The sequence below is a fragment of the Citrobacter rodentium NBRC 105723 = DSM 16636 genome, assembly GCF_021278985.1.
Taxonomy (GTDB): domain Bacteria; phylum Pseudomonadota; class Gammaproteobacteria; order Enterobacterales; family Enterobacteriaceae; genus Citrobacter_A; species Citrobacter_A rodentium.
Genome location: NZ_CP082833.1, coordinates 5,298,074 through 5,313,798 on the forward strand (window position 1 = coordinate 5,298,074; position 15,725 = coordinate 5,313,798).

Here is a 15,725-nt window from a genome sequence, read left to right on the forward strand (position 1 = left end):
AAATCATGACCATGAGCCGTCCCGAGCTGGACGGCTGGCTTGCCGCCGTTGACAGACTGAACGGCGGCGGCTCAGGAAGAAAGGACACATCACAGACCACCCGCCAGTCATTTAAATCCCTCAGAAAGAAACGCAGAAAAGGTAAGCAGAAAAATGGCCGGTAATTTCAAAGTTGGCATGACCCTGACTGCGAAGGACGAAGCCTCGCAGGTCCTGGAAAAGGGACAAAAACAGGTTATCAAAGCCACCGAAGGTGTAACAAAGGCAACCCGGAAAGCAGGCGCAGAGCAGAAGCGTACCGAGCAGGAAAGCATTAACAGCACGAAAAAGGCCGCAAAAGAGATACAGCGTGCCGCCCGTGCCCGGGAAACGCTCGGTATTCGTGCAGAACGCGAGATCCGGCGTGAAATTTATCTGACGGTTGCCAGTTATAACCGTCTGGCCCGCGCCGGTTTTGAATCTGCGCAGGAGCAGGAACGCGCCATGCAGGCCACCCGGGAAAAAGCCCGGGCACTCAAGCGTGAACTGGATGGCGTTACTCAGGCTCAGATGAAAATGGCGAAAACGCCTGTTATCCCTGAACAGGGACGTTTTGCGCGTGCGGCTGCATTTGGCGGGAATGCCGTGACAACAGGCGCTGGTATCGCAGCAGGTGCGGCTATTATGGCGCAGCCGGTCAAAAAGCAGATGAGCTACGAACGCCAGCTGACAATGATGGCCAATACCGCTTTCAGTGATGGTGGTCTGGAAGGCAGGCAGTCCGGGCGTGAAAAACTGAAAAACAGTATTCGCGCGGCGGTAACGTATGGTGGCGGAACGAAAGAGGATGCCGCTGATGCAATGAATGAGATGTTGGCCAGCGGCGCTTTTTCCTGGGATACAGCGAATAATCTGTTACCGCAGATTATGAAATTTGCTACTGCATCCGGTGCATCCCCACGCGATCTGGTCACTATGGCGGCCAAAGCTAAGCAAACATTTGGACTGACAGACAACGATCTTCCGGCCATGTTTAATATGGCTATTGCAGCCGGTAAAGCCGGTAATTTTGAGCTACGGGATATGGCGGAGCATCTTGGACCTCAGATGGCGTTAGCTGGTAACGCCGGAATGAAAGGACTGGATGGATTCCAGAAATTACTGGCATTTAATGAGGTCGCAGGTATTGCCGCAGGCAGCAGCAGTGAGGCAGGTAATAACGTTGTAAACCTGTTGGCCAAACTTTTCAGTAGTGAATCAGCAACAAGGGCGAAAAGCATCACGATTGATGGCAAGGGTATTGATTTACCCGGTACATTGACCCGAGCTATGGAAAACGGCATTGATCCGATAGAGGCATTTTCACGCCTTGCTGATAAAGTCGCCGCGAACAACAAACAATATCAGGAGCTTCAGAAGCGCCTGGCAGCAACAAAAGACAAAGGCCAGCAGGACAAAATTCTGGAGTCTATGGCGAAAATTCTTGAGGGGTTCGGTGTTGGTGAGCTTGTCGGTGATATGCAGGCACTGAAGGCAATCCTGGCTTACAGGAATAACCCGGAATACCGAAAGCAGGTCGAAGCTGAAATCAGTCAGCAACGCACCCTGCCAGAAGGTCAGCGCGCGGGTGATGTGGATTTTAAATTCATATCAGACACGAATGATTTTAAAACCGGGCAGGCTAAAAACACGCTTGAATTTTCACAAATGGACAGCATGAAAAAGCTGGCTGATGCGTCCGGTGCTGTGGCTGATGCCATAAGCTGGGCGGGTGAAGAGTTTCCGGGGCTGACCACGGCAGTGGTGGGTGCCACGACCGCCATTGAAGCGATGACCGCAGCAGCCCTGACATGGGCCGGGATCAAAATCCTGACCGGGAGTAAACCCGGTGGCAAGGCTGGCGAGGTTGTCGGTGATGTCATTGAAAACACGGTCAAAAAAGGCAAAGGATTTAAATTCCCCGGCATTGCCGGTGGCCTGCTTTCTTTCGGTAGCACCGTTACGGCACTGGCCACTGCAACCAGCCCGGAAGAAGACGCCGCCGTCGAAGGAAGCGAGGAGCGCTGGAAAAATATACGGGCTAAATATCCTCAGTGGCTGATTGATGCTGCCCGTGAAAAATATCAGCCGTGGTGGCAGTTTGGCGAAGGTTACTCAACAGAAAACGAGAAATGGATCCAGCAGTATCTTGACGAACTGAAAAAAACCGGGGTTATCGCCGGTGATTCTCTGCCAACACCAGAACAAGTCCGACAGCAAGCCGGAATGGCAGCGCCTGAACCGGCATCAAAGCCCCCCGGACGCATCAACCAGCCGGAATACCTCACGCACTGGGGACCACCTGCCAGCCCCATAAATTTCACCACACAACTGGTGCTCGATGGTCAGGTCGTGGCGGAAGCAGTGAACAAATACAACCTTCAGGACGGCAACAGAGGCACGGGAGGAACTTACTGATGGGCTGGGCTGAAAACCTGCAAAACGCTTCCTTTCGCGGTGTGCAGTTTGATGTACTGAACACGGATGAACAAATCAGCCGCGACCATGCGGTCTATGAATACCCGTTTGTTGACGGGGCGGATTTGCACGACCTCGGGCGCAAGGCGCGACCGTTCCGCATGACGGCGTTCCTGTGGGGGGAGTATTACGAATATAAACTCGAAAAGCTGATCGCCGCCCTGGACGAAGGCGGCGATGGTGAGCTGATTCACCCGGTTTATGGCTCCGTTCCGTCGGTGATTGTGACCGGCTACAGCATTCGCCATGACGCAGAAAGCCCGGACAGCTGCACCATCGACATGAGCTTTCTGGAGAACCGCACCGGCAGCGCGTTGTTCAGCACCCCGTTACCGGAGCTGTTTGCACAGCAGTTATTTGAAGAACTGGATAAGTTACTGGCACAGTTAAGCGAATTATTTGACGCTGTTACGGCCCCTTTAAAGACCATTAACAGCGTGATTAAAAAAATCCAGACGGTACGTGCCACGCTGGTGAATACCCTGCTGACGTTCAAAAGCGATTTTCTCTCATCCATCGACAATATGATGTCACTGGCCAGCGAACCCGGAAAGTTCATCGGCGGGCTGGCAGAGGTGCTGGAAATCCACACGTCAGATGTCGGGCACGCGGTGCCGGTGCTGGAGCGTACTGATTCCGCCACCACGACCGGACTGACCGGGGAAGACAGCGTCGCCAGTTCTGCGACCGTGATGACCTGCTGGAATGAGGTGATGGCAGATATGGATGAGCTGGTCGCGCTGCCGGTCGCACTGGTCAGCGGTGATAAAACGCCGTCTGTGGCACTTCCGCCGGATGCGTCCGTGGAAGACGTGCAGGACGTGAAAGCGGCTTATGCGGTTCTGGCAGCCTCAGAGCTGGCCAGCGTGGCGACGGCGATACTGTCAGATGAGGCTCAGTCAGAGCAGCTTATACCGGCGGATATCGGGCGACTGGTCGGGGATGTGCGCACCCGCTTACAGGCAGCCATCACGCTGTTCCGTGAACGCTATGAAAGCGAACGCGAACGGATAACCGAAACCGTATCACCACTGGGGCTGATGTACCCGGGAATCATTCAGAGCATGAAGAACGTGGCGGCATCCGTGCAGGATGTCGGCCTGCTGGTTCTGTCACGCCGCCCACCGCTGACGCAGAAACAGGTGCAGGCGGACAGCTGTCTGCTGTTGCTGGCGTGGCAGTGGTACGGTGATTACAGCCGTGCGGCAGAGCTGCAACGTCTGAACCCGCAGCTGCGTGACCCGAACAACATAACCGCCGGGATGGTGATTAATGCCTACGCAAAATAACGACGACAAAATCAGCCTGGTCATTGCCGGAAGGTCGCATTCTGACTGGAGCAGTTATCGTATTGACAGCGATTTCCTGAAAGCCGCCGACGGCTGGCAGCTTCAGCTGGGACTGCCTGAAAAGGTGTTCCCGGCGGATATCGTCCGGGGTGCGCCGGTCCGTTTGCAGGTGGGCGACGAGACGGTGCTCAGTGGGCGCGTGGACAGCGTGCGCCGCAGTGTATCCCGTCAGAGCTGCACGCTGACCCTGTCCGGGCGTGATGATGCCGCCATCCTGGTGGACTGTGCCGCGCCGGTATTCAGTGCCAACCAACTGACGCTGGACGAGGTCATCGACAGGATTGTCAGACCGCTGGGGATACAGCGCATCCGTATTCAGGCGTCCGGTGTGTCACGTAATGACAAGGTCGTTATAGAGCCGGGGATGCGTGCGTGGGATGCACTGGCTAAAGCTGCCGCCGGTCGCGGCTTATGGCCGTGGTTTGAGCCTGACGGGACGCTGGTTGTGGGTGGCCCTGACTACACCACCACGCCGGTGGATACACTGATTATGAAGCTGGACGGCACCGGGAACAACGTGATGGAGCTGGACGATACCCGGTCCATTAACGGCTGTTTCTCCGAGCTGACGGTGCTGGCCCAGAGCCACGCCCGCCGCGCAGACAGCAAGAAACAGGTGGCCGTGGTGCCACTGGACATCTGGAACGAGGACGGCAGCGTGCGCACATTATCCGGGCAGGACAGCGGTAATACAGGCAGTGGTCAGACAGGCATTCATAACATGAAAGCCGTGGCCACCGACCCCACCGTGGATTATTACCGCCCGCAGATAATCACCCAGGGCGACACCAGCAACATGGAGCAGGTGAACTGGCGCGCCAAAAAAATGATGAGTGATGCCCGCCTGTCGGGGCTGGATATCGTCGCACTGGTTGCAGGCCATCGCACGGCGGACGGTGTCCTGTGGCAGCCCGGCCAGCGTGTGCGGATTGTCAGCGAACCCCACGGCATCGATGCCATCTTTTTTCTGATGGGGCGTGAGTTCAGCGGAGGCCGGAACGGGCAGACAACCCGGCTCCGCTTTAAGGAGGATGGCGTGTGGATACCAGATGCCTTCCCGCGCGAGAAGAAACGCCATCATCGCAGGGGCAAAAAGAAAAAAGAGGTCGCCATTGTTAAGGTCTGGGAGAAATGATGTGGGACAAAGTTAATCAGCGCGTACAGCAGGCACTGGCCGCCGTTCGCCAGGCGTTCAGGGTGGTGACCGGTACGGTGGACAGTTCGACCAAAGTACAGCTGCTTCAGCTTAACGGGCTGGCAGGCGAACAGCTGGACGGTGCGGAGTATTTTCAGCATTACGGCCTCACCACATCCCCGCCGCCCGGCTCAATGGGTATTGCCGTTCCGCTGAACGGCAATACCTCTCATACTGTCGTGGTGGCCACAGAGCACGGCGCATATCGTCTGACGGAACTGAAACCCGGGGAAGTGGCCCTGTATACCGATGAAGGCGCGAAAATCGTACTGAAGCGCGGACGGGTTATTGAAACCGAATGTGACGTTTATCGCGTGAAATGCAAACGCTACGAGGTTGAGGCAGAGGAGAACGCCACATTCACGACACCGTTACTGACAGCCAGTGACAGGCTGACGGTGGAAGGCAAAATCACCGGCAACGGTGGCATGGCCATCAGTGGGGGCAAGGGATACACTGCCACCTTTGAAGGCGATATCAACCATGTGGGTGGAGTGATTACCTCCGTTGACGTCACCATTAATGGCGTTAAAATCGGAACGCACAAACATCCAACCCCACACGGCATGTCTGACACGCCGGTTAATTAAGTGCTGAACACCCTCACCTGATTCTGACCTGTCCATGCTGCCAGACTGGCGGCATGGACCAGACGATTTCACCTGCAACCGGCGACTACGAACGCCGTCGGATTTATACCCTTCATAACGCGGTTTATCTGCGACTGGCGACACCGCTTGGCAGTTACTGGGCGGATGCGTCGCTGGGGTCACGCCTGCACGAACTGAAGCGGGAAAAAGACGTTTCCCGTGTTCACAGGCTGGCGGCGCAGTATGCCAGTCAGGCACTTCAGCCCCTGCTCGATGACGGGCGGGCAAAATCCATTACCGTTGACACGAAAGCGGGCCAGCGAGGCTGGCTGTTGCTGTTAATCACCGTCACGGATAACGCGGGCACACCGCAGACGTTTGAACACCCTGTGAGGATTATGTAATGCCGTTTCCTGTTCCGGGCGTTGCTGAAAACACAGAACGCCAGCTACGTGATATCGCTAACGCCCTGCCGGGAGAAACCATCGATACCGGCGCAGACAGCGATTACCGCATTCGTGCAAATGCCGTATCCGGCGTGGCGGACGGGCTTTATATGCATCAGGGGTGGATACTCCGGCAGGTGTTTCCTGACACGGCAGACCCTGAATATCTGGAGCTGCACTGCCGTACGCGCAATGTTTTTCGTAAAAAAGCAACGGCCTCATCCGGTCCGGTAGTGATTACCGGTACCCCCGGTAAGACGCTGCCAGCCGGTGCGGAAATTCGTGGTGAAGGTGTCAGCGTGACCACCACAGCAGACTGCACCGTCGGCGATGAAGGCAGCGCAGAGGTGACGGTAAAAAGCACCGCCACGGGTGCACAGACGAACGCATCCGCAACGCAGACAGCGACTCTGGTCAGCCCGCCGGAAGGCATCAACAGCACGGTGACGATTAAATCCCTGACCGGCGGAACGGACAGGGAAAGCGACGCCGACCTGCTGGCGCGTTATCTGGATATTCTGCGCAGGCCGCCCGCTGGCGGTAACAAATATGATTACAAACGCTGGGCGCTGGAAGTGGATGGCGTTACGTCTGCGTATGTGGAGCCGTTACGTCGTGGGCTGGGGACGGTTGATGTGGCCATTACGTCAGCCAATGACCTCCCTTCGCAGGAACTGATTAATGCCGTGCTGGCACATATTGAGGAAGTCCGCCCGGTCACAGCGAGGGACACAATGGTACTGGCCCCGACGAAAAAAGCCGTTGATTTCGTTGTCCGGGTAAAAACCAGCGGCCTGACCGTTGAGCAGATAAAACCGCAGATAACTGACGTTATCACGGATTTTATGAACCGACTGGAGCCGGGGCAGGAATTAATTATTTCACAACTGGAAACCCAGATTTCATTAATTTCCGGTGTCAGTGACCGGCGAATCATTACGCCAGCAGACAATGTAAAAGCCATTATTAACGCGTCAACGTGGGAATGGCTGCGTCCGGGAAATATTGATATTCAGTCCTTTCCGCGTGAGGGGTGATTCATGAATATGGTCGATTTATTTCGCGCCATGCTGCCGCCTGTCAGTTATGACCAGAACGGAAAATATATTTCCGCAGAACTGATGGCCGAGGCTAACGTCATGGAGGCCGTGAAGGCCTCAGCGGCGCGCGTTCTGGCACAAATCACCCCGTTGCAGGCATCGATGACGCTGTCCGACTGGGAGCGCGTGTACGGTGTTGTCCCCCGTGAAGGGGCAACACAACAGGAGCGGCGGCAGAACATTCTGGTAAAAATGGCTGCCACTGGCGGGCTGTCAATTCCTTACTTTAAGAGTCTTGCCGCCAGCCTGGGCTACACCATCACCATTACGGAGCCGCGAGCGTTCCGGGTGGGGATAAATCGCTGCGGTGACCGTCTGCTGATACCGGAAATCCGCTGGGTGTGGCAGGTCAATGTTATCGGGACAAAAACGCCGGTCTACCGTTTCAGAACGGGGGCATCGGCAACCGGCGAACCGCTGACGGCCTTTGGTGAATCCATTTTAGAAAACACGTTTAAAGATCTTAAACCGGCTTTTACAGACTGTTATTTCACATATGAGGTGGAGGAATAATGCAGAATTTAATGCCTCCGGTGAATACGCCGGATAAGCTATTTCATGATGGTGACCCCACTCAGGGAATTGAGGGAACCATCGTTTACGCCGAATATATGAATAATCATCAGGCGGCAACGCGCGATTTGCAGCAGGAGGTGATTAACGTCCTTAAAGAGGCTGGCGTAACCCCGGATCCGAAAAAACAGAATCAACTGGTTGAGGCGCTGGCCTTATATGTCGGGAAAAAAGTTCCTGACGCATCATTAACGAAGAAGGGTATCGTTCAGCTCAGTAGTGCAACAGACAGTGATTCAGAAGAACTGGCTGCCACCCCAAAGGCAATAAAGGCGTTAGCAGAAAAAATTGCTGATTTACAGGGTACGGCTTTACCGGTCGGGACACCAATCCCGTGGCCATCTGATTCTGTGCCATCCGGTTATGCCTTAATGCAGGGGCAAAGTTTTGATAAAGGCTCTTACCCTAAACTTGCGGTTGCCTATCCGTCCGGGGTTATTCCTGATATGCGCGGCTGGACTATCAAGGGTAAGCCTGCCAGTGGTCGTGCCGTATTGTCTCAGGAACAGGATGGCATCAAGTCGCATACCCACAGTGCCAGTGCGTCAAATACCGATTTAGGAACGAAAACGACAAGTTCATTTGACTACGGCACCAAGACAGTCAGCACGTTTAACCACGGCACAAAATCAACAAATAACACAGGAAATCATACGCACAGTGTCGGTGGTGTTTATGGCGGCGACTCTGTCGGCGGAAAACAACGTGTGCAGGCGTCAGGGAGCAATCAGATTTCCAGTACTGCCGGAGCACATGCTCATACTGTCGATATTGGTCAGCATAACCACACCGTAGGTATTGGTGCCCATGCACACACTGTGGCATTGGGTGCGCACGGGCACACCATCACGGTAAATCCAACAGGCAATACCGAAAACACCGTCAAAAACATTGCATATAACTATATTGTGAGGCTGGCATAATGACTTTCAAAATGAGTGCAGAAGCACAAACCATTCGTGTATTTAATTATCTCGATGGCACAAATGAATTTATTGGCGAAAGCGACGCATATATTCCACCTCATACAGGTCTGCCAGCTAATTCAACAGATATTGCGCCTCCTGATATTCCGGCTGGTTTTGCTGCCGTGTTTAATGCTGATGAAATGAAATGGCATCTGATGGAAGACCACCGAGGGAAAACGGTTTATTCAACAGAAACCGGAGTAGCTGTAACAGTGTCTGAACTGGGAAGCCTTCCTGAAAATGTGACTTCTGTTTCTCCTGATGGCGAATACCAACGCTGGAATGGCAGTCAGTGGGTGACAGATGAAGAAGCCAGGCGTAATGCGCTGATAAATCAGGCGGCAGAGAAGAAAGCGGGTCTGCTTAAACAGATGGGAGAGCAAATCGCCGTTTTACAGGATGCCGTTGATTTTGGTGAAGCGACGCCAGAAGAACAGGAACAGCTGACAGCCCTCAGGAAATTACGAATAAAGTTAAATCGCATTCAACCGGAAAACGCGCCAGATATTGACTGGTCAGACTTTGAATAAATCAGACAGCCGCCCGCAGGCGGCTTTTTATCATTCAGAGGTTTTATGTCTGTATTAATCTCAGGCGCGCTTATTAATGGCGCCGGCGTTCCGATGGCGGGATGCAAAATTTATTTAGATGCACTGGTTAATACCAGTGAAGTGGTCACTGAATCATTCGCGGTTATTGAAACCGATGCGGCGGGACAGTATGCCTTTGAAGCACAAAAAGGCAAATACACCGTACACATCAAGCAAAAGAACGGCCCTAAGTGCTGCGTGGGTGACATTTCGGTTTACGACGACTCAAAGCCCGGCACACTGAACGACTTTCTGACCGCCCTCGATGAAGGTGACCTGAAACCGGATGTGGTGAAACGCTTTGAGGAAATGGTGGCGCAGGCGCAGCAGAGCGCGGAAGCGGCAGCGGAAAGCGAACAACAGGCCGGGCAACATGTCGCTGATGCGCAACAAATTAAGAGCGACTGCGAGACGCTGGCAGATAATGTTCAGCAGAATACAAACGCTGTGGAGGAAAACACGCAGCGCGTTGAACAGCTGGCATCAGAAGTTGGGCTGCACGCCGGGCAGGTGCAGCAGGGCGTGCAGAATGTTACTGATGCGGTAAAAAAGGCGCAGCAGGCAGCAAAGAATTCTGCTGACAGTGCCACTGACTCAAAAAACAGTGCTGACAACGCCGCCCTGAGCGAACAGAACGCACAAAAACACGCGCAGAAAGCTGAACAACATGAGCAGCAGACTAAACAATATGCGCAGGATGCAGCGACCGCCGCAGAATCAGCAGAGAACGCCAAAGGCGAAATTGACGAAATTCTGGATGGTGGCTATCTCAAGATAAAAAACAACTTTCAGGAAATTGTTGATGCTGGCCCGTCAGCACTGGCTCAGGCCCAATGGAATTTACAGATTTCCGGGGTGAAAAATAAACAGGTAATTGCCACCCCTTATACATGGCCATCCAGAACTGAGTATGAACAAAGGGTGCATCTGCCACTCGCCGGAGCTTACGGATTTGGCTACACGTTTGAAGATAAAAGCCAGGGACGAATAAACCTTAATGAAGGTTACACTGGTTCCTGGTGGTCACAGTGGGTAAAGCCGGGGCGTTATTACGTTACAACCAGTGATAAACAATATCTGACACCAGACGGGGGCACGTACGGAGTTGTTGATGCGCTGTGGCTTAATGGCAGCGGATATAACGATGCTTCGAAGGTTCTGAAAATACTGGCTTTTTACGATAATGACGGATACTTGCACATTGGCAGACGCGCAGGTCAGAGCAACGGGTCAATAAGCTGGCGCAAGCTGGCATCGCTCTCTGATGTCAGGGCCATGCTGTATTCATATATTTATAATAATTACAACAGAGAATGGCGAGACCCGGAACTGGGAGGTTTAATTCTGGCGTCATACCAGGGAACCGCTGACGGCGACACAAATATTAAAGTATCCCGTGGTCAGACTTACCCCGGCTCACGACTTGCACCTGTGGCGATAGAGTGCCCGTTCACCCCGTCTGGTACGTATGCGGCAACACCGCGATTCTATATTACCGGCTGCAAGAGCAAATCACTCCCCGGAACCTATATTTCACTGTCTGGAGCACCCACAACATACAGCGACCAGGCTTTTGTGGCGCTATTCATGAGGATTGCATGATGCAGATAAAAGAAATTACCAGCCCCCGCTACACCGAATCCGGTGCGATTGACTGCGACGTTCTGTTTGAGGAAATGGAAGCCCCTGTTCCCTACACTGCCACGCCGGACGATACAGCGAAAACCGGTCAGCAAATCTGGCAGGAACTGCAAAGCGGCAAATGGGGCGAGATAACCCCGTTCACCGCATCACCTGAACTTATCGCTGCGGCAAAAGATGCCAAAAAGCGGGAAATTGAGGCGTGGCGCACAGAACAGGAAGCGCAGCCGTTCACCTTTGAATGGAACGGCCACACCTGGAACGCTGGCCCCGACTCAATGACCCGTCTTTATCCTGTGGTAATGGCTGCAAAATCTGATACGGCACGAACCGCCCTTGCGTGGGGTGACGCCGATAATCAACAGGTGAAATTGTCGATGCCGGAACTGGAAGAACTGGCAGCCGCGATGGCGCAGGCGCAGGTTGAGCGCAATGACGAGATTTATCAACGCCAGCGTGAGATGAAGGAGGAACTGAATAACTTGGATGATTTACGCTCAATCAGAGCGATGACGATTAGCAGCAGTTAGCGGTCAATTCTGGACTTTTTGGGCGCACCTGAACCGTCCAGAATTGCGCGTCAATCAGTCCAGAAAAAAACGCGAAGTTACAATTACGGCGTAAATAGAGCGGCGCAGCATGGCTTCGGTGCCCTTCAGCGCGACCGCCCAGTCCTCCATCGGCACCTCGTCGAGCAGGCGACGGCGCACCTCCTCGCTCTGGCGGCTGAGGATAAAGAAGTCGTACATCTCATCCTGCAGCTGTTCAAGCACGTCTTCATCGCGCTCGCGCAGCTGATCGAGGATCACCTGCTGGTTGCCCTGGAAGCGGTTGACGATATCTGCCGCCTGCTTGATGCCCTTCACCTTCGAACCGTGTTCGGAAAGCACCGACAGCCCGCGTTCGATCAGGCGATCCAGTTCATCCACCACGTCGCGGTTAACGTCGCTCAGCTTCGCCACCCGGTAGAGGATCTCGTTCTGCACCGATTCGCTCATGTATGACAGTACGCTGGCGGAGATCTCCGGCGTCAGAAAGGCGAGAAATACCGCCTGCAATTGCAGATGCTCTTCCGAGATCAGAATCGCCAGCTGGCGCGGCTCAACCCACTGTAGTCTCGCCATCCGCGAGCGGATTTCGTCGCCGTAAATGCCGTTGATGACGCTGCTGGCAATTTCAGTGCCCAGCGCCTTGTTGAGAATGCCCTGCAGCATGGAGCGCGACGCGCCGTTGATGCCGCTCTGCTCGCGGAACTCATCAAAAAAGTTATTGATGACCTTTCTCGCCATGCTGGTTTTCACCCCGGAGAGGCGCGCCATATTTTCACTCAGGCGCACCACCTCTTCACGACTGAGCTTCTGCATCACCGTGGCCGCCGCTTCTTCTCCCAGGCACAGCAGCAAAATAGCGGCCTGTTCGAGATAGCTGTTGGTACTGCCGTTACTTGTTGTCAATTCGCTCATTGCTGGTAATCCATTGTCTGAGAACTTCAGCCACGCGATCGGTATCGCTCATCGCCAGTTTTTGCAGGAACTCCAGCTTCACCTCCAGGCCGGAACTCTGCGGAGGCAGACTGTCATCGCCGGGGAAAGAGGGAAGCTCAATGCTTTTCCGATCATCCTCCGCCGCCGCGAACTGCGGTTCGATGGCGGGCACGCTGGCCGCAACCTTCTCCAGCGCAGGCAAGCTCTGACGCACCGCGGTCAGGCGCTTCATCATTGGCCGCACGACAAACAGCAGCAGCAATAGCGCCAGCAGGCCGCAGCCAATCATCCGCGCCCACGCCAGTACGCTCTCATCCTTCCACAGCGGGATAACCGGCTCGACCGGCGTCTTTGGCGGCACGAAACGGAGCAGCGACAGCGACAGATTGTCGCCGCGCTGAGTGTCGATCCCGGCGGCATTGTTCAGCAGATCAGTCAGCTGTCTGGTCTGCTCTGGCGTCCAGTTCTTCAGCGCTGGCGCCTCCTGGTTAAGCACCACCGCCACCTTCAGCCGTTTCACCGTGAAGCCCGGGTACTGAATATGCTGCACGCTACGGTCGTAGGAGTAGTCACGCTTGCTTTCGCTGTGTTTCGACAGCGCCTGCGGCGGGTTGCTCTCCGCAGTTGTTGCGCTGGCGTTATTCGTCACCTGGTTCGGGGCGACCGGCGGCCGGTTGCTTAACGAACCGGGAATGCCCATCGCAATCTGGTTGGTGTCGCTGTCCTGAACGTTCTCTTCGCGATTGACCTTCGGCTCGTTGCCGTAGTGCTCCCGGGTTTCGTCGATATCGCTCAGATCGAGGTCCGGCATCACGCTGATCCGGTAGTTGCCCGGCCCCACCAGCGAGTCCAGCACGTTAGCGACGCTGGCGCGGGTTTTATCCTGAATATCCTGCAGGATCTGGTCGTGCTTACGGGTGGTGGCGGCGACCGCCTCGCCCGCCCCTGTTCCGTCCGTCAGCAGATTCCCGGCCTGATCGACCACGCTTACCTGCGTGGCCTTCAGCCCCGGAATGCTGCCGGAAACCAGATGCACAATGGCGTTAACCTGATCCATATCCAGTTTCGCGCCGTAGTGCAGACGTACAACCACCGAGGCGCTGTTCTGCGGCCTGTCGCTGACCACAAACGAACTTTCTTCATTCAGCGCCAGATGAACGCGGGCGCTTTCCACCGCGTCGAGGGTCATAATCGATTGCGCCAGCTCGCCTTCAAGGCTGCGCTTGTAGCGGATGTTCTGCACGAACTGGCTGCTGCCCAGCACCTCGTCTTTATCCATCAACTCGTAGCCGTTGGGCAACAGCGCCTGTACCCCTTTGGCGGCAAGGGCCATACGCGTTTTCGACAGCGCCTCTTCCGGCACCAGAATCTGGCCGCTTTGCGGGTCGATGCGGTATTCCAGCTTCTCGCCGTCCAGAACGGTGACGATCTGCGAAACGGGCAGGTTCTCCTGGCGGCCATACAGCGAAACGTAGCCGTGATTGCTGTTCCACAGCAGGCTGACGATAATCGCCGTTGCGGCGACGGCGGCCGCCGCCAGCAGCATCCAGCGCCTGTTGCCGTCCAGCCGGAAAGCGAATGCCGGGAAGGAGTGCGTGAGCTTCTTAATCAGTTCATTCATAGCGTTAGATCGACATGCTCATCAGATCGTTAAAGCCGGTAGCGATTTTGTTTCTTACCTGAACCAGCGCCGAGAACGATAATGAAGCCTGCTGGCTGGCGATCATCGCCCCCGCCAGATCGTCGCTTTTGCCCATATCGATCGCCGTCTGCTTCTCTTCCGCTGCCTGCTGAAACTGGTCGACGTGGCTCAGCGCCCCCTGCATGATGCGATGAAATGAGACCGTGGAGCTCGCCTCCCCCGCTGCGCTGATTTGCATGGATGAGAGAACGGGCGTGCGGGCGACAGCCTGCATCTGCTGCATCTCCCGCAGCATTTGCGCCTGCATCGTACCGGCTGGTTGTATATTGGTTATGCTCATGACCTACTCTTAAAGTGATGGGTGCTACGGGCCGACTCAGGAGTAAACTTCAATACCCTGTTTTCGCATTGACGCCAGGCGATAACGAAGCGCTCGAGGTGTAATCCCTAATAAATCAGCGATCTTGTTTTTATTGCCGTGATATTTCCGCATCAGATCGGCAATGTACTGATACTGCGCGCTGCGGCCATGCTGACCCAGATTGCCGTTCCCGTTGACGGGTAAACGGGGCGGCGTCTGCCATTCCGCCTCAACGCTGTCGCAGGTTTTGCTGGAGGGCAGCCCAAGCGTATCGGGGTAGATCACCCCGTCGCGATTGAGGATCATCCCGCGCTGGATCGCGTTTTCCAGCTGGCGAACATTGCCCGGCCAGGAATAGTTCAGCAGCGCGCGGCGGGTGGATTCTGAAAGCCGGATATTTTTTACCAGCACCGTGGAATATTTTTTAATAAAGGACTCGGCCAGCGGGATAATATCTTGCGTACGTTCGCGCAGGGGGGAATATTGACCGGAACCACCGACAGCCGGTAATAAAGATCTTCACGGAAACGCCCGGCGGCGACCTCTGCTTCAAGGTTTTTATTGGTACAGGCGATTAAGCGGAAGTTAAGTTTAATCTGCCGGTTGCTGCCCAGCCGCTCAACCTGTTGCTCCTGCAGTACGCGTAATATTTTCGCCTGCAGCGCCAGCGGCATATCGCCAATTTCATCCAGTAATAATGTGCCGTTATTGGCCAGCTCCATTTTTCCCGGTACCGTGGCGACCGCGCCGGTAAATGCCCCTTTATCATAACCAAACAGGGTGGCTTCCAGCATATTTTCCGGGATCGCCGCACAGTTTACGCCGATATAGGGCGCATTCTCATTCTGACCAAAGGCGATAGCGTGGATAAATTTAGCCACACACTCTTTACCCGTTCCGGTTTCGCCCTGAATAAGCACCGGAACATTAAAAGCGGCAACGCGCCTGGCCAGTGAAAAGGCATTAATACTGGAAGATGCTTCGGCAATAAGTTCAAACATAATTTTTTTACACTTCGCAATGAGTAAATTAACATCCGTTACGAGAAATACACAAATATGCAGGGCACAATTGTTAATTAAGCACTCTCATTCCTGTCATTTTATCCGGTCCATGGTCATGTTTTGCCGCATTGTACGGCGCGATGTACGACGAAAGCTACGCAGCCTTACGCAATAAAGAACTCAAATGAGATTTTTCCCATAGAAAAGCGTACCACCGGCACGTTTAACAATCCTGAATTAAAAGATAATAAAAATATTAATCATGCAAAATCAGCAAGTTACAAAT

The 15,725-nt window shown here is 54.5% G+C and carries 14 protein-coding genes and 2 pseudogenes; 12 read left to right on the top strand and 4 right to left on the bottom strand.

Annotation, left to right across the window (positions count from 1 at the left end; translation table 11 throughout):
- Positions 1–5: 5 nt before the first annotated feature.
- The 12 genes from K7R23_RS25305 to K7R23_RS25360 are packed head-to-tail and all read left to right on the top strand — an operon-like array spanning position 6 to position 11,478.
- Entirely contained in the window at positions 6–164 is a 159-nt protein-coding gene (locus K7R23_RS25305; protein WP_000178828.1) for a hypothetical protein, read from the top strand.
- Positions 154–2,436, top strand: a complete 2,283-nt coding sequence (locus tag K7R23_RS25310; RefSeq protein ID WP_012904623.1) for a phage tail tape measure protein — start codon at positions 154–156, stop codon at positions 2,434–2,436. Before K7R23_RS25305 ends, K7R23_RS25310 begins: the two co-directional genes overlap by 11 nt.
- Positions 2,436–3,785, top strand: coding sequence for a DNA circularization protein (locus K7R23_RS25315; protein ID WP_012904622.1), 1,350 nt, complete (start codon positions 2,436–2,438; stop codon positions 3,783–3,785). Before K7R23_RS25310 ends, K7R23_RS25315 begins: the two co-directional genes overlap by 1 nt.
- Complete coding sequence (locus tag K7R23_RS25320; RefSeq protein WP_012904621.1) at positions 3,769–4,980, top strand: phage baseplate assembly protein; 1,212 nt, start codon at positions 3,769–3,771, stop codon at positions 4,978–4,980. Before K7R23_RS25315 ends, K7R23_RS25320 begins: the two co-directional genes overlap by 17 nt.
- The gene (locus K7R23_RS25325) at positions 4,980–5,630 is read left to right on the top strand and encodes a phage baseplate assembly protein V (RefSeq protein WP_012904620.1); all 651 of its coding nucleotides are present in this window, start codon (positions 4,980–4,982) and stop codon (positions 5,628–5,630) included. Before K7R23_RS25320 ends, K7R23_RS25325 begins: the two co-directional genes overlap by 1 nt.
- Positions 5,631–5,683: 53 nt before the next feature.
- Positions 5,684–6,034, top strand: coding sequence for a phage GP46 family protein (locus K7R23_RS25330; RefSeq protein WP_000372931.1), 351 nt, complete (start codon positions 5,684–5,686; stop codon positions 6,032–6,034).
- On the top strand, positions 6,034–7,113 hold the full coding sequence (locus K7R23_RS25335; protein WP_012904619.1) for a baseplate J/gp47 family protein: 1,080 nt from the start codon (positions 6,034–6,036) through the stop codon (positions 7,111–7,113). Before K7R23_RS25330 ends, K7R23_RS25335 begins: the two co-directional genes overlap by 1 nt.
- Positions 7,114–7,116: 3 nt before the next feature.
- Positions 7,117–7,689: a YmfQ family protein gene (locus K7R23_RS25340; RefSeq protein ID WP_012904618.1), complete on the top strand. Its 573-nt coding sequence runs from the start codon at positions 7,117–7,119 to the stop codon at positions 7,687–7,689.
- Entirely contained in the window at positions 7,689–8,672 is a 984-nt protein-coding gene (locus K7R23_RS25345; protein WP_012904617.1) for a phage tail protein, read from the top strand. The genes K7R23_RS25340 and K7R23_RS25345 overlap by 1 nt, the downstream gene beginning before the upstream one ends.
- Positions 8,672–9,247, top strand: coding sequence for a tail fiber assembly protein (locus tag K7R23_RS25350; protein WP_000143149.1), 576 nt, complete (start codon positions 8,672–8,674; stop codon positions 9,245–9,247). Before K7R23_RS25345 ends, K7R23_RS25350 begins: the two co-directional genes overlap by 1 nt.
- Before the next feature lie 45 nt (positions 9,248–9,292).
- Positions 9,293–10,909, top strand: coding sequence for a prophage tail fiber N-terminal domain-containing protein (locus tag K7R23_RS25355; protein ID WP_012904616.1), 1,617 nt, complete (start codon positions 9,293–9,295; stop codon positions 10,907–10,909).
- On the top strand, positions 10,906–11,478 hold the full coding sequence (locus K7R23_RS25360) for a DUF4376 domain-containing protein (RefSeq protein WP_012904615.1): 573 nt from the start codon (positions 10,906–10,908) through the stop codon (positions 11,476–11,478). Before K7R23_RS25355 ends, K7R23_RS25360 begins: the two co-directional genes overlap by 4 nt.
- An 81-nt stretch (positions 11,479–11,559) precedes the next feature.
- On the opposite strand, the pseudogene K7R23_RS25365 reads toward K7R23_RS25360, so the two are convergent.
- From K7R23_RS25365 to K7R23_RS25380, 4 genes and pseudogenes are all read right to left on the bottom strand, one after another.
- Positions 11,560–12,411 (bottom strand): annotated as a pseudogene (locus tag K7R23_RS25365) (FliG C-terminal domain-containing protein); the annotation flags it as partial.
- Positions 12,389–14,053: a flagellar basal-body MS-ring/collar protein FliF gene (gene fliF / locus K7R23_RS25370; RefSeq protein ID WP_012904614.1), complete on the bottom strand. Its 1,665-nt coding sequence runs from the start codon at positions 14,051–14,053 to the stop codon at positions 12,389–12,391. The pseudogene K7R23_RS25365 and the gene fliF, both read right to left, overlap by 23 nt.
- Positions 14,054–14,057: 4 nt before the next feature.
- Entirely contained in the window at positions 14,058–14,414 is a 357-nt protein-coding gene (fliE, locus tag K7R23_RS25375) for a flagellar hook-basal body complex protein FliE (protein WP_012904613.1), read from the bottom strand.
- A gap of 36 nt (positions 14,415–14,450) precedes the next feature.
- Positions 14,451–15,436 (bottom strand): annotated as a pseudogene (locus tag K7R23_RS25380) (sigma-54 interaction domain-containing protein).
- Positions 15,437–15,725: the final 289 nt, after the last annotated feature.